A 19889-nucleotide genomic window follows, 5' to 3' on the forward strand; every position below is an offset into this window, starting at 1 on the left:
GGGAACCGTGCGCGGCAACCTGTATAAGAGCCGTTAAGCTTGGGCGGCTCCAAGGACACTAGATGGTCGCGCCCCCGTCCACCACCAAAGCCTGCCCGGTCATGAAGCTGCCGGCCTGCGAGGCCAGATAGACGGCGGCCCCGGCCAGTTCGTCCGGCTCGCCGATCCGGCGCAGCGGTACGCTCTTGGTCGAGCGCTCCAGCGTCTCGGGATTGTCCCACAGGGCCTTGGCGAAATCGGTCTTGATCAGGCCCGGCGCAATGCAGTTGACCCGCACATTGTCGGGGCCAAACTCGTGGGCCAGGTTGCGGGCCAGCTGGAAGTCGGCGGCTTTCGAGATGTTGTAGGCCCCGATGATGGCGTTGCCACGCAGGCCGCCGATCGAGCTGACGATGATGATCGACCCATCGCGACGCTGGCGCATCTCGGGCGCGACCATGCCGATCAGCCAGTGATTGCTGATGATGTTGTTGTCGAGGATCTTGCGGAACTGGTCATCGGCGATGCCGGCCAGCGGACCGTAATAGGGGTTGGATGCGGCGTTGCAGACGCAGATGTCGACCTTGCCGAATGCGGCCTTCGTCTCATCGACCAGCCGCTGGAGATCTTCCTTCGAGCCGATATTGGCCGGGACCGCTATGGCCGTCCCCTCGCCGTGCTCGGCGTTGATCGCGGCGGCCACCTCGTCGCAGGGCCCGGCCTTGCGCGACGAGATCACCACCCTGGCCCCATGCTCGGCCATGCGCTGGGCGATGGCCTTGCCGATCCCGCGTGAGGATCCGGTGATGATCGCCACCTTGCCGGTGAGGTCGAAGAGGCCCATGTCGCGCGCCCTAAACAGTTGTTTTAATTCCAGGCACAGTGGCGGTCGGGGATAGCCAGGTCAAGTCGCCGAGGCCTTGTCAGAACAGGCCCTTCTGCGGCAAAGTTGTCTCGACGTTTCGGCCGATACCCTGGAGCCTGACATGCCCGTTCCTGACCTGGACCCCGAACGCGACCTCATTCTCAGCCGCGTTATCGACGCGCCGGCGGACAAGCTGTTCCGTTGCTGGACCACGCCCGAGCTGCTGCCCCTGTGGTTCTGCCCGCCGCCCTGGAGGGTTTCAAAGGCGGTGATGGATGTCAGAACCGGCGGCAACAGCCTGATCACCATGGCGGGCCCCAATGGCGAGGTGATCGACAATCCCGGCGTCTATCTGGAGGTCATCCCGAACGTAAAGCTCGTCATCACCGACGCTTTCAGCGAGGCGTGGAAGCCCTCGGCCAAGCCCTTCACGGTCGTCACGGTCAGCTTCGAGGATCTTGGCGAAGGGCGCACGAACTACACGGCGGTCGCGCGGCACTGGAACGCGGAGGACAAGGCCGCACATGAGCAGATGGGTTTCCATGAAGGCTGGGGGATCGCCACCGACCAGCTGGCCGCCCTGGCCGCCAGCCTCTAGCGCCCCCTAGCTCAGGGAACCGCACTCTCACCCGTCCGTTTCAGCCAAACAGTCGGGAGTTGCAGCATGGCCGAGATCGTTAGCGATGAGACCGCCCTTGAGGAGGTTCTGGCCTTTCTGGATCACCCTCCAGAGCACGGAACACCGGAAGACAGCGTCTTTGGCGAGCGCCTGCGTCAGGTGATGGCGGCCTCTGTCGCGGATGAACCGGAAGAGGATGATCGCGGCGAGCCCACCCTGATGCTGGGCGAAGATCTGCGCCGCAAGCTCGACGCCGCCGCAAAGCGACAGGCCGGTACCCATCCGTTTGGGGACTATCCGGACGGGATCGGCCCAACCCTGGGCATGGACCTGAGCCACAGCTGAACGCGACGGGAAAGCGCCAGGACCTGCCGGAGGGCCAGCGTCCAAATGGGCGTTGAGGGCTGGCAACCCGCCGGGGCGGCGTGTAGAGCCGCGCCCAGACCCTGAACCACCAGAAAGCCCAACATGACGCCCGGATGGCGCGATCTTCTGAACCGCGACCTCGCCGCGCGCTTTGCCCTGCTGTGCCTGGGCATCTGGCTGAACGCCGCCGACACCCTGGTGACCGTAACCATCATGCCCAGCGTGGCACGCGAGATCGGCGGCTATCAGTATTTCGGCTGGTCGATCGCCGCCTTCCTGCTGGGCTCGATCCTGGCCGGGGCCTGCGCGGGCAAGCTGTCGATGCGCTTTGGACTGCGGCAAGCGACAGCCCTGGCCGGGGTGATCTACGCCATAGGCTGCGCCATGAGCGCCCTGGCCCCCGACTTTCTGATCTTCGTGGCCGGCCGGCTGGTGCAGGGGCTGGGCGCGGGGGCCATCGTCTCGCTGTGCTATGTGGCCATCACCGCCATGTTCCCCGAAAGCCTGTGGCCGCGCGTCTATGGCGCCATTGCCGGCGTCTGGGGCGCAGCCACCCTGCTGGGCCCGCTGTGCGGCGGCCTGTTCGCCCAGGCCGGCTTCTGGCGCGGAGCCTTCTGGTTCTTCGTCATCCAGGCCGTGATCTTTGTCGGCGCGGTTCTGATGCTGATGCCCTCGACAAAAGGAACCCGCGACGAGGGCCACATTCCAGGCCGGCAACTGGCCCTGCTGACCCTGGGGGTGAGCCTGATCGCCGCCGCCGGTGTCGTGCCCGGCGGCCTGCTCGCCGCGCTCTGCGCAGCCCTGGGCACCCTGACCATGGCCGCCATGCTGTGGGTCAACAAGCGCTCGCCCGACCGCCTGCTGCCGCGCGCCGCCGGCGACCTGACCACCGCCACGGGCCTTGGCCTGATGGTGATCTTCTTCTGCGAGGCCGCGACCGTGGGCTTTGCGGTCTATGGCCCGACCTTCATCCAGGTGCTGCACGGTGCCGATCCGCTGATCAGCGGCTATGTGATCGGCGGCATCGCGGCGGGCTGGACGATCATGTCGTTCGTGGTCGCCGGCCTGGCGCCCCGGCATGAAGGCCTGGCGATCCGCACGGGCGTTGTGGTGATCGCGGCCGGCGTCGCCTGGGGCGCGTTCGAGATGGTGCGCGGGGGCCTCGTGGGCATCACCCTGTCGATGGTGCTGCTGGGCAGCGGTTTTGGCATCTGCTGGGCGTTCCTGGCCAAGCGGGTGATCGGCGGCGCGCCTCTGGCCGAACAGCCCCTGGCCTCGGCCGCCGTGCCGACCACCCAGCTGATCGGCGGCGCCACGGGCGCGGCCGCCGCTGGAGCCCTCGCCAACGCCCTGGGCTTCGCCCACGGCGTCACCCCGGACGGCGGACTATCCCACGGGCTGATGCTGTTCTACGCCTTCCTGCCCCTGGCCCTGCTGGGCCTTATGGCGGGGTGGCGGCTGGGACGGGGTTAGAAGTGGTCCGCCGCGTGCCCTCTCACACCATCGCCGAAACCAGCCCCAACCGCTCGACGAACGGCTCGAAATCACGGTCGCTAAACAGCAAACTGTGACCGCTGAAAATACAGCGGTCCCGGATCTGCCGCCCCTCGGGCCGCGTCCGGGATCGCCGCCCCTCAAGCCTGCGTCAGCACCGTCCCTTCCACCAACTTCACGATGTCGCCCATGATCTCGGTGATCTTGAAGTCCTTGGGCGTGTAGACCCGGGCCACGCCCATCTGCTTGAGGATCAGGGCGTCGGCGTCGGGGATGATGCCGCCGACGACCACGGGCACGTCGCCCAGGCCTTCGGCGCGCATGACGCGCACCACTTCCTGCACCAGGTCCAGGTGCGAGCCCGACAGGATCGACAGGCCCACGACGTGGGCGCGGCTCTCCTTGGCGCGGCGCACGATCTCGTCCGGCGTTGAGCGGATGCCGTCGTAGACGACCTCCATGCCGCAGGCGCGAGCCCGGGTGGCGATCTGCTCGGCGCCGTTGGAGTGGCCGTCCAGGCCCGGCTTGCCGACGAGATAGGTCAGGGTACGGCCCAGAACTTCCGAGACCCGCTCGACCTCGCGCTTCACGGCCTCGACGTCTTCGGCCTCGCCGGTCGAGACGACCACCGCCACGCCGGTGGGGCCGCGATACTCGCCGAACACCTCGCGCAGGGCACCCGACCACTCGCCGGTGGTGACCCCGGCCTTGGCGGCTGTAATCGAGGGTTCCATAATATTTCGGCCATCGCGGGCGGCGGCCTTCAGGTCGGCCAGGGCGGCCTCCACAGCGGCTGCGTCGCGGCCGGCGCGCCAGGCCTTGATGCGTTCGACGACGCCGGCTTCCAGGCGCGGGTCGACGGTTTCTATGCTGCTTTCGCCGGCCGCCCCCACAGCCATGAGCGGCGAGACCTCCGTGTCGGTCCAGCGGTTGACGCCGACCACGGTCATGTCGCCGGTCTCGCGCACGCGCTTGGCGTTGGAGCCGACCAGTTGGGTCTTCATGTAGTCGATGGCGTTCTGGGCCCCGCCCATCTCGTCGATCAGGGCCAGCTGCTCCAGCGCGCCCTTGCTCAGTTCGGCGACCTTGGCCTCGACGACGTGAGAGCCGTCGAACAGGTCCTCATACTCCAGAAGGTCGGTTTCATAGGCCAGCACCTGCTGCAGGCGCAGCGACCACTGCTGGTCGAACGGACGCGGCAGGCCAAGCGCCTCGTTCCAGGCCGGCAATTGCAGGGCCCGGCAGCGGGCATCCTTGCTGAGCGTGACCGCCAGGGCCTCAATGAGAATGCGATAGACGTTATTCTCGGGCTGCTGCTCAGTCAGGCCCAGGCTGTTGACCTGCACCCCATAGCGGAAGCGGCGGGCCTTCTTGTCCTGTACGCCATAGCGCTCCAGCAGGATCTGGTCCCACAGGCGGGTGAAGCTGCGCATCTTGCACAGCTCGGTCACGAACCGCACGCCAGCATTAACGAAGAAGCTGATCCGAGAGGCGACGATCTCGAAGTCTTCGTCGGGCACCTGGCCGCCGGCCTTGACGGTGTCGAGTACGGAAATGGCGGTGGCCAGGGCGAAGGCCAGCTCCTGCTCGGGCGTCGCGCCGGCTTCCTGCAGGTGATAACTGCAGACGTTCATCGGGTTCCATTTGGGAACCTCCAGATAGCACCAGGCAATCATGTCGCCGATTAGCCTTAAGGAAGGGCCCGGCGGGAAGATGTAGGTGCCCCGGCTCAGATACTCCTTGATCAGATCGTTCTGCGTCGTGCCCTGAAGCAGCGCCCGGTCGGCCCCCTGCTCGTCGGCCAGGGCCACATACAGGGCCAGCAGCCAGGCGGCCGGGGCGTTGATGGTCATCGAGGTGTTGGACTGGTCCAGCGGGATCTGGTCGAACAGCTGGCGCATGTCACCCAGATGGCTGATCGGCACACCCACCTTGCCGACCTCGCCGCGCGCCAGGATGTGGTCGGGGTCATAGCCGGTCTGGGTGGGCAGGTCGAAGGCCACCGACAGGCCGGTCTGGCCCTTGGACAGGTTGGCCCGGTACAGCGCGTTGGACTTTTCGGCCGTCGAGTGGCCCGCATAGGTGCGGAAGATCCACGGCGCATCCGGCGCGTGCTGATACGGCTTTCCTGACATTCCTGCGCTCCCGACTTATCGTTCTTGATTATTGGCGATCATGAACCGGGATTTGCTGCGATGCAATATCGCAAAAGCGAAGAGTCGCGCATCCCGGCAGCTCGGGGCCACCGGGACGGACGCTTCGATCAGGCGTGCGCGGCCAGGGCCGAGGCGATCTTGTCCTTCAGGTCGAGGCGCTGCTTCTTGAAGTCCTCGAGGACCGCATCGGCCACCGCTTCGATGTTGGTTTCCATCCGGTGCACCGAACGATTGACCTCGTGATAGCTCTCAACAAGCTTGGCGAAGTGGGCGTCAGTGGTCTTCAGCGTGTGGATACGGTCGGCGTCCTGGGGAAACTCTTCGTGCAGTTCATGGGGCGTATTGCTCATGGGTCAGGACTTCCAGCAAAATGACGCCCGGCTTGGCGTCACCTCCACCCTGCGCCGGTTGAGATGGCCTGGCCTTGCGATCGATCAATCGCCGTGGCGTCAAGCTCAGGCCCGCCCAAACACCGCCGCCCGCTTCTCGCGGAACGCCGCCAGGCCCTCTGCATGGTCGGCGCTGGTGACCAGGGCCGCGACATCGACCGTCTGACCGGCCATGGCCTGCTTGACCGCCTCGACCGACAGCGGCGCGCGGGTGGCGATGCGTTCGGCCACGGCCAGAGCCTCCTCCAGCAACACCTCGACCGGATGGACGGCGCTGACCAGCCCGTCGGCCAGGGCCCGCTCCGGCCCGAAGGTCTCGCCGGTCAGCAGGTGAACCCGGGCCCGGGCCTCGCCGATCAAGCGCGGCAGCCGCTCGACCGAGGCCATCAGGCCGATATTGACGCCGGAGGCCGCGAAAGCGGCGCGGTCACTGCACAGGCGGATGTCGCAGGCCAGGGCCAGTTCCAGCCCGCCGCCCAGGCACCAGCCGTCCACGGCAGCAATGACCGGGACGCGGCAGGCCGCGACCTGGTCCATCAGCCCATTGAAGCCCAGCACGGCGGTCAACTGCTGCTCGCGGGTACGGCCCAGGGCCTCGCGCAGGTCATCGCCGGCGCAGAAGGCCCCGTTGCGGCCGGTCAGCACCACGGCGCGGACGCTGGTGTCGGCCTCGATGTCGGCCAGGGCCTGTGACAGCTCGCCACGCAGCGCCATGCCCAGGCCATTGGCAGGCGGGGCGTCCAGGGCCAGCAGCACGATGGCGGGGAACGGGCGGGAGAGATGCAGGGCCTGGGTCATGCGGCAACCTCGCCGATATGGCGGCGCCTGCAAAGCGGCGAGGTCGTTTCAGATGCAACCATGCTGCGTCGCACAAGATTCCGCTTGCCAGTTTCAAACACTTGTCTCAGCTTACGGGACTTCGGGGCGGATTTGTCCGCGCTGGAGCCTAAAATGACGGGTCGGCGGCTGATTTTCCCAGTTTGACCGCCCCGCGCGCAGCCGAGACGAAGCTTTGGACCTTGCTGCAATGCAGAAGCAGCGGGCCGGAGAGAACGGGGAGAGAGATGACGATCGCTACGCTTGAAAAGTCGCCCGTGAAGGACCTGTACGAGATCGGCGAGATTCCGCCGCTCTATCACGTGCCCAAAAACATGTACGCCTGGAGCATCCGCAAGGAGCGCCACGGCAAACCGTCCACTGCCATGCAGGTCGAGGTCGTACCCACCTGGGAGATTGGCGAGGACGAGGTGCTGGTCCTCGTGATGGCCGCCGGCGTCAATTACAACGGCGTCTGGGCCGCCCTGGGCGAGCCGATCAGCCCACTGGACGGACACAAGCAGCCCTATCACATCGCCGGATCCGACGCCTCGGGCATCGTCTGGGCCGTGGGCGCCAAGGTCAAGCGCTGGAAGCTGGGCGACGAGGTGGTCATCCACTGTAACCAGGACGACGGCGACGACGAGGAGTGCAACGGCGGCGACCCGATGTTCTCCACCAGCCAGCGCATCTGGGGCTATGAAACGCCCGACGGCAGCTTCGCCCAGTTCTGCCGGGTGCAGTCGCGCCAGCTGATGCCGCGCCCCAAGCACCTGACCTGGGAAGAGGCCGCCTGCTACACCCTGACCCTGGCCACCGCCTATCGGATGCTGTTTGGCCACAACCCGCACGAGCTGCGGCCGGGCCAGAACGTGCTGGTCTGGGGTGCCTCGGGCGGGCTGGGCGTCTTCGCCGTGCAACTGGCCGCTGTGGTCGGGGCCAACGCCATCGGCGTGGTCAGCGATGACGAGAAGCGCGATTTTGTGCTGTCGATGGGTGCCAAGGCGGTGCTGAACCGCAAGGAATTCAACTGCTGGGGCCAGCTGCCCACCGTCAACGGTCCCGAATTCACCGACTACATGAAGGAAAGCCGCAAGTTCGGTAAGGCGATCTGGCAGATCACCGGCAACAAGGACGTCGACATGGTGTTTGAGCACCCTGGCGAGTCGACCTTCCCGGTCTCGGTGTTCCTGGTCAAGCGCGGCGGCATGGTGGCCATCTGCGCCGGCACCAGCGGCTTCAACCTGACCATGGACGCCCGCTTCCTGTGGATGCGGCAAAAGCGCGTGCAGGGCAGCCACTTCGCCAACCTGATGCAGGCCAGCGCCGCCAACCAGCTGGTCATCGACCGCCGTGTCGATCCCTGCCTGTCGGAAGTGTTCCCCTGGAACGACATCCCCCTGGCCCACGAGAAGATGCTGGCCAACCAGCATCTGCCGGGAAACATGGGCGTTCTGGTCTGCGCCCAGCGCCCGGGCCTGCGCACCTTTGAAGAGGTGCAGGAGCTCAGCGGAACGCTTTAGGACTGCCGCGCGTCGGCCTCTGATCAGGAGGTCGGCGCGCGATCCTTGAGCGGCAACCAGCGCGCGACGAAGCGTTGCAGACGGGGCCGAAGACGCAGGAACCGGCGATAGCTGAACTCCAGAACCGCCAGCACGGGGTGCCATTTGGCCAGCAGGCCGAAGGGCCGCAGCACCGGTATCGCACGCCACATGGCCGCAAAGGCGGCCGCGCCCGACAGCAGCTGGCCGTCCTCGCGGGCATGGAACCGGGCCAGCAGATCGGCGCGGTCCAGCGGACAATCGCCCTCGCCCCCTGCCGCATCGACAAAGTCGATCGCGCCCGCCCGGTCCAGTCGCCGCATCAGGGCGATCTCGCGCAGGCACAGCGGGCATCCGCCATCGAACCAGACAGTTACTTGGGTCATGGCCCTTACTTAGCGATCCCGACGCCCCTTCGCATCGGCCGTCTGCAAAAAGGGCCCCGTCAGGCCGGCAGCCGCCGGATGGCTTCGGCCAGGGCGTCAGCCTGGGGACCCAGCACGACGTGGATCGTGCGCTCGCCGATCCGTGCCACGCCCCGAGCGCCCACGGCCTTCAGTGCCGCCTCGTCCACGGCCAGGGGATCTTGCACCACCAGACGCAGGCGGCTGGTGCAACTGCCCAGGGTCTCGATATTGCCGGCCCCGCCCAAGGCTGCGACGAGGGCCTTGGCCTGGGCCGCATCCCCTGCAGCGACCGGCGCGGCCACCGCGGCGGACGGGGCCAAGACAGTGCCGCCCAGGGGGCCGGCGGCGGCGCGGATCTCGCTGGCCACCTGGTCGGCGATCGGACCCAGCACCACCTGCAGGGTGCGCTCGGAGGGCCGCACGATACCGCGCGCGCCCAGGGCCTTCAGGCGCGGCTCATCGACCACGCCCTGGCCGGTCACGATCAGCCGCAGGCGCGTGGTGCAGGCATCGACCGAGGCGAGGTTGGCCGCCCCGCCCAGGGCGATCAGGAAGTCCTCGCCCCGCCCGCCGGCGGCCGCCGCCACCGGCGCGGCAAGCGTGTCTTCGGGCTCGCGGCCGGGGGTTTTCAGGTCAAAGCGCACGATCACCCAGCGGAACACGCCGTAATAGACCGCGCCATAGATCAGACCCACGGGGATCAGCAGCAGCGGTCGGGTGGCCCTGTTGAAGTTCAGCACATAGTCGAACAGGCCGGCCGAGAACCCGAAGCCCAGCTTCACCTCCAGCAGGTTCATGATCACCATCGACAGGCCGGTCAGCACGGCGTGGACCGCATAGAGCAGCGGCGCCAGGAACATGAAGCTGAACTCGATGGGCTCGGTCACTCCGGTCAGGAACGAGGTCAGGGCCAGAGAGCTCAGCATGCCGCCCACGGCCTTGCGGCGCTCGGGCCGGGCGGTGTGCAGCATGGCCAGGCAGGCGGCGGGCAGGCCAAACATCATCACCGGGAAGAAGCCGCTCATGAACGCCCCGGCGGTGGGATCGCCGGCCGCAAAGCGGTTCAGGTCGCCGGTCGCGCCGTTGAAGTCGCCAAGGATGAACCAGACCACATTGTTGAGGATGTGGTGCAGGCCCGTAACGATCAGCAGGCGGTTCAGCACCCCGTAAATGAACAGCCCCACATCGCCCGAGGCGACCACCAGGTTACTCAGCCCATCAACGCCGGCCTCAAGGAAACCCCAGCCAAAACCGAACACTAGGGCCAGCCCCACCCCGGCCAGACCCGCCGCGATGGGCACGAAGCGCCGCCCGCCGAAGAAGGCCAGGTATTCCGGCAGCTTGATGGTTGAGTAGCGATTGTAGAGCGCGCCCGCGATCAGGCCCGACAGGATGCCGACCGGGATCGACAGCTTGCCGATCTCCTTGGCCTTCCAGGCGGCGACCACCAGATCCTTCGCGCCCTCGACGGCGGCAGCGGCCACTTCGGGCGGAACCACGATCAGGGCTTCGGCACCCTTGGTGGCGACCAGATAGGCCACGACGCCGGCAAGGCCCGCCGCGCCGTGGTTCTCTCGCGCCAAGCCCACGGCCACGCCAATGGCGAAGATCAGGCCAAGGCTGCCGAAGATCGCCCCGCCCGCCGCGCCGAACACATTGGCGATGGTCAGGGAAAGGCCGTGGGTCATGGTCGCCAGGGCCGGCGCGCCCAGCAGGTCGCCATGCCCCAGCCGCAGCAGCAGGGCCGCCACGGGCAGGACGGCGATGGGCAGCATCAGGGCCCGGCCCAGAGGCTGGAGAACTTCGAGCGGCGACTTCATGGTCTCAAACACTCACAGTCGAAGATTGGGCCAGGAAGGCGTTGCAGAGATCGCGGACCGCCTCGGGCGAGGTCAGGTCTTGCCCCTGAGCGGCCAGGGCCTGGCAGGCCTTCAGATCCAGGCTGCGGACCAGGGCCTTGACCTCGGGCACCGTCGAGGGGGTAACCGACAGCTCGGTGACGCCCAGACCCAGCAGGATGGGCACGGCCGTCAGGTCTGACGCCGCCCCGCCGCAGACGCCCACCCAGCGCCCGTGCTTTGCGGCGCCCTGGCAGGTCTGGGCGATCATGCGCAGCACGGCCGGGTGCAGAGCGTCGATGTGGGCGGCCAGTTCGGGATTGCCCCGGTCCATGGCCAGCACATATTGCGTCAGATCATTGGTGCCGATCGACAGGAAGTCGGCCTCGGCAGCGATCAGGTCGGCGGTGACGGCGGCGGCCGGGGTCTCGATCATCACGCCCAGGGCTACCTCATGGGTGACGCCCAGTTCGCTTTTGGCCTCCTCCAGCACGGCGCGGACGGCGCGCAGCTCATCCAGGCTGGCGATCATCGGCACCAAAATCTTGCACTGACCGGAAGGCTGCACGCGCAGGATAGCGCGGATCTGGGTCTTCAGCAGGTGCGGCCACCACAGCGATACGCGCACGCCGCGCAGGCCCAGGGCCGGGTTCTCTTCGGCCGGGATCGGCAGGTAGGGCGCGGCCTTGTCACCGCCGACATCCAGGGTACGGACAATCAGCAGCTTGCCGTCCAGGGCTGAGGCGATGGCCTGGTACTGGCGAGCCTGTTCGTCTTCATCGGGCGGGGTATCGCGATCGAGAAACAGGAACTCGGTGCGCAGCAGGCCACAGCCCTCTGCGCCATTGGCTGCGGCCGACTGAGCGTCGCTCAGCGCGCCGACATTGCCAAACACCTCGATCCGATGCCCGTCGCGGGTCAGGCAGGTGAGGTGGGCCATGGCCCTGGCGGCGGCCCGGCGCTCCTGGCGCTGGGCCAGCATCGTCTGGGCGGCTTCCAGCGCCGGGGCGTCAGGGGCCACCCGCAGCTGGCCGCTGTCCGCGTCGAGGATCAGGGCGGTTCCATCGGCGATGGACAGCACGGCACCGCCCACCGCGACCAGGGCCGGAATCCCCATGGCGGCCGCGAGTATGGCCACATGCGCGGTCGGTCCGCCGCGCGCCGTGCAGAAGCCGGCCAGCACGCCAGGGTCCACGCCCATCAGCTGCGAGGGCAAGAGCTCGTCGGTCAGCAGGATCGAACCGGGGGCCAGGGACGCGGCGGCCTCTTCCTCGCCCGACAGCGCGCGCAGCACCTGGCACTCCAGATCGATCAGGTCGTCGACCCGCTCGGCCATACGGGCGTCGCCCAGGCCCTTCAGCGCCTCGACATAACCGCCGACCGCCCTGCGCCAGCCAAAGCCGGCGCTCTTGCCCTGCTCGATCAGGGCCCGCGCCTGGGCGGTCAGTTCGGGGTCTTCCAGAAAGGCCAGGTGGGCAGACAGGATCGCCTGGCGGGCCCTGTCGCCGCCCGTGTCGCTTTCACAGGCGGCTGCGGCTTCGAGACGGCCGCGCACCGCCAGCACGGCGGAGGTCAGGGCGGCCTGTTCGGCGGCGACGCCCTCACCGGCCTCGAGAACCGTAATCTCGCTGGAGGCCAGGCGCACGGCCTTGCCGATGGCCAGGCCCGGCGCGGCGCGCACGCCCTTGAGCACCCCTTCGGCAGGAATTTTGGCCGGCGCTGACGGCGTGGCGGATGGAGCCGGCACGGCGACCTTTGCAGCGACCGGCGCTCCCTCGCCCATGCCGCTCTCGACCAGGGCGACGACGGCCGCCAGGGCGGCCTGCGCGTCGGCGCCGCTGGCTACGACCTGGATCGTTTCGCCATGCCGGATGGCCAGGGCCATGACGCCCACTGGGCTACGGGCGTTGGCGCGCCGCTCGCCCTGCAGCAGGGCGACCTGCGCCGTGAAGGGGCCCAGGGCCTGCGCGATCCGGGCGGCAGGGCGCGCATGAAGGCCATGGGCCAGCGGCACGACCACCTGGGCCGACAGTTCGGTTCCGGTAGCGTCCGTGGCGGCGACGGCGATGCTCAGGGCCGCCAGTTCCATCAGCACATCGCCGACCTCGGCTGAGCGGTCCTGACGGCGAGCGACGATCTGGAAGGCCTCCAGATTGGTCACCAGAATCGGGGTAATCAGACTACGGACATTTTGGGCCAGATAGTCGAGATCAAAGGCGATCAGCGGCTGGCCCGCCGTAACGGCCTCGCCCTGCGCCACCAGCACCTCGAACCCGGCCCCCTCCAGCGCCACGGTCTCCAGACCCAGGTGCATCAGGATCTCGGCGCCATTGGCGGCCCGCAGGGTCACCGCATGGCGGGCGCGATGCACGGTCAGGACCACGCCGTCGCAGGGCGCATGCAGGGTCGAGCCCGTCGGATCAATGGCCAGACCGTCGCCCAGCATCCGCTGAGCGAACACGGCGTCGGGCGTCTCGTCGAGCGGTGCGATCCAGCCCTTCAGCGGCGCGGAGAGAACGAGGTTGGACACGGGTGCGCTACTCTCTGGAAGGACGCTAGTTCGGCTTCAGCGTGACGCGGTCGATGGCGAAGGTGGGATCGACGCTTTTCGAGGTGAACATCAGGCACAGGTCGTGCTTGCCTTCACGGGCCGGGATCTTGCCGGCGATCGTCGAGAGGGCGGGCTCGCGCGTGGCCTTGCCCAGCGGGATGGCGGCGATGCGCTCGCCGTTGCAGCCCAGCCGCACTTCCAGTTCGCCCTCAGGTGTGGCCGGGGCGCGCAGCGGGATCTGGGCCTTGGCCGCGCCGATCTGGAAGTTGAACGGAACCTGGCCGATACGGGCCGTCAGGCTCGCACCCTTGCTCAGGTCGGCACCCTCCCAGATCCAGCAGGGGTTCATGACGTCGACATGGAAGACCGCGCGGTCGCCCCCCGGCACGCCGTTGATCGGGGCGTCGTCTTCCAGCAGGATCGTCAGATTGTCGCTGCACGCCTTCAGCTGGTGGCCCGTGCGGGTGAGCAGGGAGTCGGGATTGACCGAAAGGTCGCGGATGCGGCCCAGCGGACGGCCATCCACAAACGTCCGGGCCCGGAGCTTCTCGTCGGCATTCAGGGCCAGAGGCCTGTCATAGAGGGTCGAAGCCGCAGTCGGCTCGGCACCGCCCACCGTGTAGCGGATCTCGCCGATGGCCAGACTTGAGGCCAGGGAGACAGCGACCTTGCCACCCTCGCCCGGCGAAAGGGTGGCCTGGGGCTCGAACGGCACGGCGTTATAGGCCACGCCCAGGGCGTCCAGCCGCGCGAACCCGGCCGGCATGCGGCGATTGAAATCGGCCCAGTCGGTGGTCGCCGCCGGCGACCAGCCGCGCTCGGCCACAGCGACTAGACGCGGGAACACCATCCGCTCCAGCCGCTCGTCGGTGCGCATGTGCTCGGTCCAGGCATTGGCCTGCAGGCCGATGACGTGCTTGCGCTCGTCGGGCGTCATCGCCGCCGGGGCGGGATCGAAATCATAGACGTCCTTGAGGCTGACCACCCGGCCACGCCCCGGCGGCTCGTCGGGCGAGGCGCTCTGGCGGTTGTCCAGATACATCAGCGGCCAGGGCGACAGCACGGTGTCGTGGCCCAGCTTGGCGGCCGCGACCGCCCCGTCCAGCCCGCGCCAGGACATCACGGTAGCGTTGGGCGCCAGGCCGCCTTCGAGGATCTCGTCCCAGCCGATCAGGCGACGGCCGCGCGACGACAGGTGCTTGCCGATCCGCTGGATGAAATAGCTCTGGGCCTCGTGCTCGTCCTTCAGGCCCAGGGCCTTCATCTGGGCCTGGATCCTGGCCGAGGCCTTCCACTGGTCCTTGACGGCCTCGTCGCCGCCCACATGGATGTAGTCACTCGGGAAAAGGTCCATCACCTCGTCCAGCACGTCGTTCAGGAAGGTGAAGGTCGAGTCGTCGAGGTTATAGAGCCAGGGAAAGATGCCCCAGTTGTTGCGGTCAATGGCCGGCGGATCGGCATTCACCCCCAGCGCCGGATAGGCCACGATCGGCGCCAGGGCGTGGCCGGGCATCTCGATCTCGGGCACGATGGTCACGCCCCGGGCAGCGGCAAAGGCCACCAGCTCGCGCACCTGATCCTGGGTATAGAAGCCGCCATAGCGCACGGCCTTGCCGCTGGCGTCCTTGCCCGCCGCGCCGGCCGGGGTGCGCCAGGCCCCGACTTGCGTCAGCTTGGGATACTTCTTGATCTCCAGCCGCCAGCCTTGGTCGTCGACCAGGTGCCAGTGCAGCGTGTTGAGCTTGTGGGCCGCCATGGCGTCGATGATCGCGCGCAGGGTTTCCACACTCTGGACGTGCCGGGCGCTGTCGATCATCAGACCGCGCCAGCCAAAGCGCGGAGCGTCCTCGATGGCGACGGCGGGGATGGCGACCGGGCCCTTGACGGCCTCCTGGGTGGCCAGCTGCCACAGGGTCATGGCCCCATAGAACAGACCCGCCCGCTTGGCCGCAGTGATGGTGACACCGGACGGACCAGCCTGCAGGGCATAGGCCTCGCCGCTCGCGCCGCCGCGCACCAGGACGATGGCGGCCTCACCGACGCGGGGCGCGCCCTCGACGACGGCCAGCTTCAGGCCGCGCGTGCGAAGCAGAAGATCGGAAAACTGGGCGGCCACGCCCCGGGCCTCGACATCGCCCCTGGCGACAAAGATCCGGGTGCGGGATGACAGGGCGAAGGCCCCTTCTGCGGTCGTCAGCCTGACCGGCAGCGGCGTCAGGGCCACGGGATCGGCCAGGGCAGGAACGGCGGTGATCAGGGCGGTGGCGGAGACCAGTGCGGCAATCAGCGAACGAACGAGGGACATCAGGGAGCTCTCACGATACGGGCGCGGCAGAAGGCAGGCGGAGCGGCATAGGCTTCGCCCCAGACCCGTCTTGCAGGTCCAGAGAAAAGGTTCCGGCAGCACGGGACGAAAGAGCCATCGGGCGATCCTGAACCATGCCGCAGCCGATGCAATCGCCGTTTGGCAGAGGGATCGGGACGCCCGGCGAGGGGACGGACATGGCGACAACGACCGCCAGGGCACCGGCGGATGCGATCAGGATGGATCTTTGAAAGCGTCTCAAAACGCGGCTCGCCCCATTTCGCCGTGCCAAGGGCAGGGAGCCGAACCCCAAGCCCAATCTGGCACCAATTTTCTACCGACGTCCGGAGAATGCAGGACTTTTGGAGCCCTCGAGACGTAACTGTGATGAAATCGCACCTGATGACAATCCCAAAAGGAAACCAGATACGGACCACGTTCGTATTGGTATGAAAATGGTCCTATGTTATCCAGGCAGCCAGACGGTGAAGCCGAATTGCGCGAGAGGCTGATTTGACCATGTTCTCGGAACGGATCGGGCGCCTCGACGTCGGCGGTTCAGAGCACGCGCCGCTGTACAAGCAGTTGCAGCGCGCCCTGCGCGACGCGATCCACAAGAAGGTCCTGGGTCCCGACGACGCCCTGCCCGCCGAGCGGGACATGGCCGACGAATTCAGGATCTCTCGCATCACGGTGCGCAAGGCGCTGGACGGCCTGGTCAGCGAGGGCCTTCTGACCCGTCGCCAGGGCGCCGGCACCTTCGTCGCCGCCCGGGTGGAAAAGAGCTTCTCTAAGCTCTCGTCCTTTACGGAAGACATGATCTCGCGCGGGCGGGTTGCGCGCAGCGAGTGGATCAGCCGGAACGAAGGCCAGGTCACACCCGAGGAATCGCTGACCCTGGGCCTGTCGCCCGGTACGCCGGTGTATCGCTTCGCCCGCATCCGCTATGCCGACGGCGCGCCGATGGCGGTGGAGTACACCACCATAGCCGCCTTCGCCCTGCCCTCATCCGAGGCGGTCGACACCTCGCTTTATGAGGCGCTCGAGGCCGCCGGCCACCGGCCGGTGCGCGCCCTGCAGCGCCTGCGGGCCGTGCTGTTCACCCCTGAACATGCCGACCTGCTGGGTGTTCCGGCCAAGGACGCCGGCCTGCTGATCGAACGGCGGGGCTTCCTGAAGGACGGCCGGGCGGTGGAAGTCACCCAGTCCTACTATCGCGGCGACGCCTATGACTTCGTCGCCGAACTGAACGCCCTGGCCTGAAGGAAAACCTGTTTTGGAGGCGAAGGCCTTGACCCGACCGAAGGCTCCGGTGCCGCTGACGCCGGAGAAGACCCGCATGTTCCTGGAAGCGGGCCAGGCCTCTGGGGTGGTCGCCGCCCAACTGGCCGCCAATGCCGCCGGAGTCGAAGCCATCGGCCGGCGCCTGCGCATCAGCCCGCCGCGCGCCGTGGTCACCTGCGCCCGGGGCAGCAGCGACCACGCCGCCACCTTTGCCAAGTACCTGATCGAGACCCGAACGGGCGTGCTGACCGCCTCGGCCGGCCTGTCGGTCAGCTCGGTCTATGCCGCCACCCAGGCCATGGACGGCGTGCTGTACCTGGCCATTTCGCAGTCGGGCAAAAGCCCCGACCTGCTGGCCTCGGTGCGGGCGGCCAAGGCGGCCGGTGCCTTCACCATCGCCCTGGTCAATGACCTAGCCTCGCCGCTGGCGCAGATGGTCGACGAGGTGATCCCCCTGCACGCCGGCCCCGAGCTGAGCGTGGCGGCCACCAAGTCCTACATCGCCGCGCTGTCGGCCATCGTGCATCTGGTCGCTGCCTGGACAGGCGACGAAGCCCTCAAGGCGGGGTTGGCCGCCCTGCCCTCCGGCCTGGCCCAGGCCTGGGCCCTGGACTGGACGCCCGCCGTCGAGCGCCTGAAGCCGGCTCGCAACCTCTATGTGCTGGGACGCGGCGTCGGCTTTGGCATCGCCCAGGAAGCAGCCCTGAAGTTCAAGGAGACCTGCGGCCTGCACGCCGAGGCCTTCAGCGCCGCCGAGGTGCTGCACGGGCCGATGGCCCTGGTGAAGACGGGCTTCCCGGTGCTGATGTTCGCCCAGAACGACGAGAGCCGTGACAGCGTCGACGAGATGGCCAAGGGGCTGAAGGCGCGCGACGCCGATGTGCTGCTGGTCGGCGCTGGAGAGGTCGGTGCCGGCGTGCTGCCCGCGCTGGCCGCCCATCCGGTTGTCGAGCCGATCCTGATGATCCAGAGCTTCTATCGAATGGCCAACGCGCTTTCCGTGGCGCGGGGCTATGACCCCGACAGCCCGCCCCATCTCAACAAGGTGACAGAAACCGTCTGATGCAGGCAGCACTCGTAAATGGCCGCGTCCTGACGGAAACCGGAGTCGTCGACGGCAAGTGCGTCGTGATCGAGAACGGCAGGATCGCCGCGATCCTCGACGGCAGCGACGCGCCCGCCGGCGTGACGCGCCGCGACCTCGAGGGCGGCCTGCTGGTTCCCGGCTTCATCGACACCCAGGTCAATGGCGGCGGCGGGGTACTGTTCAACGACGCCCCGACCCTGGAGACCATCGCCGCCATAGGCGCGGCCCACCGGCCGTTCGGGACGACGGGCTTTCTGCCCACCCTGATCAGCGACGACCTGGCCGTGGTCGACCAGGCTATGCGCGCCACTGAGGCCGCGATTGCAGCCGGCGTACCGGGCGTGTTGGGCGTTCACATCGAGGGGCCGTTCCTGAACGTCCAGCGCAAGGGCATTCACGACGCCGACAAGTTCCGCGTCATCGACGAGGCGGCTTTCACCCTGCTGACGTCGCTGAAGGTTGGCCGGACCCTGGTGACCCTGGCCCCGGAAACGACGACGCCGGAAATGATCCGCAGGCTGGTCGAGGCAGGCGTGGTGGTGGCCGCCGGCCACACCAACGCCACCTACGCCACGACGCGCGCAGCGCTGGCTGCGGGGCTGAGCGGCTTTACCCACCTCTTCAACGCCATGTCACCCCTGGCCAGCCGCGAGCCAGGCGTGGTGGGCGCGGCTCTGGAAAGTCAAAGCGCCTGGTGCGGACTGATCGTCGATGGCCGCCATGTCGATCCCGCAGTGTTGCGGATCGCCCTGCGTACCCGGCCTCTGGACCGCTTCATGCTGGTGACCGACGCCATGCCGACCGTGGGCATGAGCGAAAAGCGCTTCGAGCTGCAGGGCCGCCAGATCCAGGTGATCGACGGGGTTTGTGTCGATGGCAACGGCACCCTGGCCGGCTCGGATCTGGACATGATCGGCGCGGTGCGCAACGCGATGGCGATGCTGGATCTGACGGTTGAGCAGGCGGTGGCAATGGCCTCGGCCTCGCCCGCCGCCTTCCTGGGCCTAGCGGCTCAGCGCGGCCGGATCGCAGTAGGCCAGTCAGCGGACCTGGTGTTGCTGGACGATAGCCTGGCCGTTCGCGAAACCTGGATCGATGGCGCGATCGATAGCTGTACTAGCCCTCGTCGGACCTGAAGCCACTGACCTTGTAGAGCCCTTTGAGCATGTTGGCGCGTTCGGCCTCCGGCAGTTGTGCCCCGACAGAGCGCAGCAGGCGCATGGCGTTGAGATGCACGTCGACGGCGTCCCATCGCCAGACGCGCGCCTCCGCGCAGCTATCCACCAGATTGCAGAACGAGAGGACGGCCTTGTCGACCCCGGTGTCTGCGGCGAAGCCGGCGACGTCGACGACCTTCAGACACAGCAGGTACAGTTGCTCAAAGCTTGCCTCAGTGCGATCGGCCTGCGGGCCAAAGCGCCGCTCCATCTCGGAGAGGGCGTCGTCCAGCGCTTGCAGTGAAGCCTCACGCAGGCTCTCCACTCCGGCCTCGGCGGCGGCGATAGCGTCTTTAGCCATCACACCGCCCTTCTGCTTGATCATTCCGGCCAGGCGATTGGCCGGGCGGAATTTGCGGACGACGCTCATAGCTGCACCTTCGCGATCTTCATCAGATTATTGATTTCGTCTTGCGACATATTGGGTTCTTGAGCGTCGCCCACCTCGGCGGGGAGATCGTCGCGACGTCTCCCGTCCGTGCCCGGCGGCGGCCCCTCGTGCTTGAAGCGCCGATCCGGACCAACATAGGTCTCGCACTCGATAAAGGGACGCTCTTCGCGGGCCACCCAGTAGATTCGTTCCAGCAACACCTTGGGCGTGATCGGCTTGGCGACCATGAAATTGGCCCCTGCGTCCCGGATACGCATGACATCGGGCTTGCGGGTGTGGCCCGTGACCAGGATCACCGGGATGTAGCGGTTGGGTTCAGTGGCCTCGCGTCGCAGCCACTGGATAAACTCGACGCCATCGACATCGGGCATCTGCACGTCGCTGATGACCAGATCAAACGTCTTGGTCCTGACAAGGGCCTGGGCGTCGGCGACCGACTCCGCGCGATGGAGTTGTTTTACGCCAAACCCCGAGACGACCTGCGAGAGAATATCCAGCGAGGCGCCGTTGTCGTCCAGGACCAGGACAACGGCCTTTTCGAGATTGATCCGCGTCGAAGGCTGAAGGACATCGCTCATCGACTT

At 67.5% G+C, this 19889-nt stretch carries 17 protein-coding genes; 7 read left to right on the forward strand and 10 right to left on the reverse strand.

Annotated elements, in window-relative coordinates; genetic code table 11:
• Positions 1-58: 58 nt before the first annotated feature.
• Entirely contained in the window at positions 59-823 is a 765-nt protein-coding gene (locus tag ACW179_RS02655) for an SDR family oxidoreductase (protein ID WP_492062693.1), read from the reverse strand.
• A gap of 142 nt (positions 824-965) precedes the next feature.
• Here ACW179_RS02655 and ACW179_RS02660 point away from each other — a divergent pair, with 142 nt between their 5' ends.
• From ACW179_RS02660 to ACW179_RS02670, 3 genes are all read left to right on the forward strand, one after another.
• A complete protein-coding gene (locus ACW179_RS02660; protein ID WP_492062695.1) occupies positions 966-1442 on the forward strand; it encodes an SRPBCC family protein in 477 nt (158 codons plus the stop codon).
• A gap of 66 nt (positions 1443-1508) precedes the next feature.
• The gene (locus tag ACW179_RS02665; RefSeq protein ID WP_492062697.1) at positions 1509-1808 is read left to right on the forward strand and encodes a hypothetical protein; all 300 of its coding nucleotides are present in this window, start codon (positions 1509-1511) and stop codon (positions 1806-1808) included.
• Between the two features lie 123 nt (positions 1809-1931).
• A complete protein-coding gene (locus tag ACW179_RS02670) occupies positions 1932-3302 on the forward strand; it encodes an MFS transporter (protein WP_492062700.1) in 1371 nt (456 codons plus the stop codon).
• A gap of 161 nt (positions 3303-3463) precedes the next feature.
• Here the strand turns inward: ACW179_RS02670 and ACW179_RS02675 are convergent, their stop codons facing one another.
• The 3 genes from ACW179_RS02675 to ACW179_RS02685 form a co-directional block, all read right to left on the reverse strand.
• Entirely contained in the window at positions 3464-5458 is a 1995-nt protein-coding gene (locus ACW179_RS02675) for a methylmalonyl-CoA mutase family protein (protein ID WP_492062703.1), read from the reverse strand.
• A gap of 128 nt (positions 5459-5586) precedes the next feature.
• Positions 5587-5829, reverse strand: coding sequence for an HP1242/YdcH family protein (locus ACW179_RS02680; protein WP_492062705.1), 243 nt, complete (start codon positions 5827-5829; stop codon positions 5587-5589).
• Positions 5830-5934: 105 nt separating this feature from the next.
• The gene (locus ACW179_RS02685) at positions 5935-6666 is read right to left on the reverse strand and encodes an enoyl-CoA hydratase/isomerase family protein (RefSeq protein WP_492062708.1); all 732 of its coding nucleotides are present in this window, start codon (positions 6664-6666) and stop codon (positions 5935-5937) included.
• A 266-nt stretch (positions 6667-6932) separates the two neighbouring features.
• Between ACW179_RS02685 and ccrA the strand changes: the two genes are divergently transcribed.
• The gene (gene ccrA / locus ACW179_RS02690) at positions 6933-8207 is read left to right on the forward strand and encodes a crotonyl-CoA carboxylase/reductase (RefSeq protein WP_492062710.1); all 1275 of its coding nucleotides are present in this window, start codon (positions 6933-6935) and stop codon (positions 8205-8207) included.
• Positions 8208-8230: 23 nt separating this feature from the next.
• On the opposite strand, the gene ACW179_RS02695 is transcribed toward ccrA, so the two are convergent.
• The 4 genes from ACW179_RS02695 to ACW179_RS02710 are packed head-to-tail and all read right to left on the reverse strand — an operon-like array spanning position 8231 to position 15326.
• On the reverse strand, positions 8231-8611 hold the full coding sequence (locus ACW179_RS02695) for a thiol-disulfide oxidoreductase DCC family protein (RefSeq protein WP_492062712.1): 381 nt from the start codon (positions 8609-8611) through the stop codon (positions 8231-8233).
• A gap of 59 nt (positions 8612-8670) precedes the next feature.
• Positions 8671-10452: an N-acetylglucosamine-specific PTS transporter subunit IIBC gene (gene nagE, locus ACW179_RS02700; RefSeq protein ID WP_492062714.1), complete on the reverse strand. Its 1782-nt coding sequence runs from the start codon at positions 10450-10452 to the stop codon at positions 8671-8673.
• A 4-nt stretch (positions 10453-10456) separates the two neighbouring features.
• The gene (ptsP, locus tag ACW179_RS02705; protein WP_492062716.1) at positions 10457-13000 is read right to left on the reverse strand and encodes a phosphoenolpyruvate--protein phosphotransferase; all 2544 of its coding nucleotides are present in this window, start codon (positions 12998-13000) and stop codon (positions 10457-10459) included.
• A 25-nt stretch (positions 13001-13025) separates the two neighbouring features.
• On the reverse strand, positions 13026-15326 hold the full coding sequence (locus tag ACW179_RS02710; protein WP_492062718.1) for a family 20 glycosylhydrolase: 2301 nt from the start codon (positions 15324-15326) through the stop codon (positions 13026-13028).
• A 519-nt stretch (positions 15327-15845) separates the two neighbouring features.
• Here ACW179_RS02710 and ACW179_RS02715 point away from each other — a divergent pair.
• Genes ACW179_RS02715 through nagA form a run of 3 tightly spaced genes read left to right on the forward strand, consistent with a single transcriptional unit; the run spans position 15846 to position 18833 of the window.
• On the forward strand, positions 15846-16589 hold the full coding sequence (locus ACW179_RS02715; protein WP_492064244.1) for a GntR family transcriptional regulator: 744 nt from the start codon (positions 15846-15848) through the stop codon (positions 16587-16589).
• A 13-nt stretch (positions 16590-16602) separates the two neighbouring features.
• On the forward strand, positions 16603-17673 hold the full coding sequence (locus ACW179_RS02720; RefSeq protein WP_492062720.1) for an SIS domain-containing protein: 1071 nt from the start codon (positions 16603-16605) through the stop codon (positions 17671-17673).
• Positions 17673-18833, forward strand: coding sequence for an N-acetylglucosamine-6-phosphate deacetylase (gene nagA, locus ACW179_RS02725; protein WP_492062722.1), 1161 nt, complete (start codon positions 17673-17675; stop codon positions 18831-18833). Before ACW179_RS02720 ends, nagA begins: the two co-directional genes overlap by 1 nt.
• Here the strand turns inward: nagA and ACW179_RS02730 are convergent.
• Both ACW179_RS02730 and ACW179_RS02735 read right to left on the reverse strand, forming a co-directional pair.
• Positions 18814-19284: a chemotaxis protein CheE gene (locus tag ACW179_RS02730; protein ID WP_492062724.1), complete on the reverse strand. Its 471-nt coding sequence runs from the start codon at positions 19282-19284 to the stop codon at positions 18814-18816. The two genes, nagA and ACW179_RS02730, sit on opposite strands and share 20 nt — an antisense overlap.
• Entirely contained in the window at positions 19281-19883 is a 603-nt protein-coding gene (locus ACW179_RS02735) for a response regulator (protein WP_492062726.1), read from the reverse strand. The genes ACW179_RS02730 and ACW179_RS02735 overlap by 4 nt, the downstream gene beginning before the upstream one ends.
• Positions 19884-19889: the final 6 nt, after the last annotated feature.

The organism is Caulobacter sp. AVps18 (assembly GCF_058681425.1).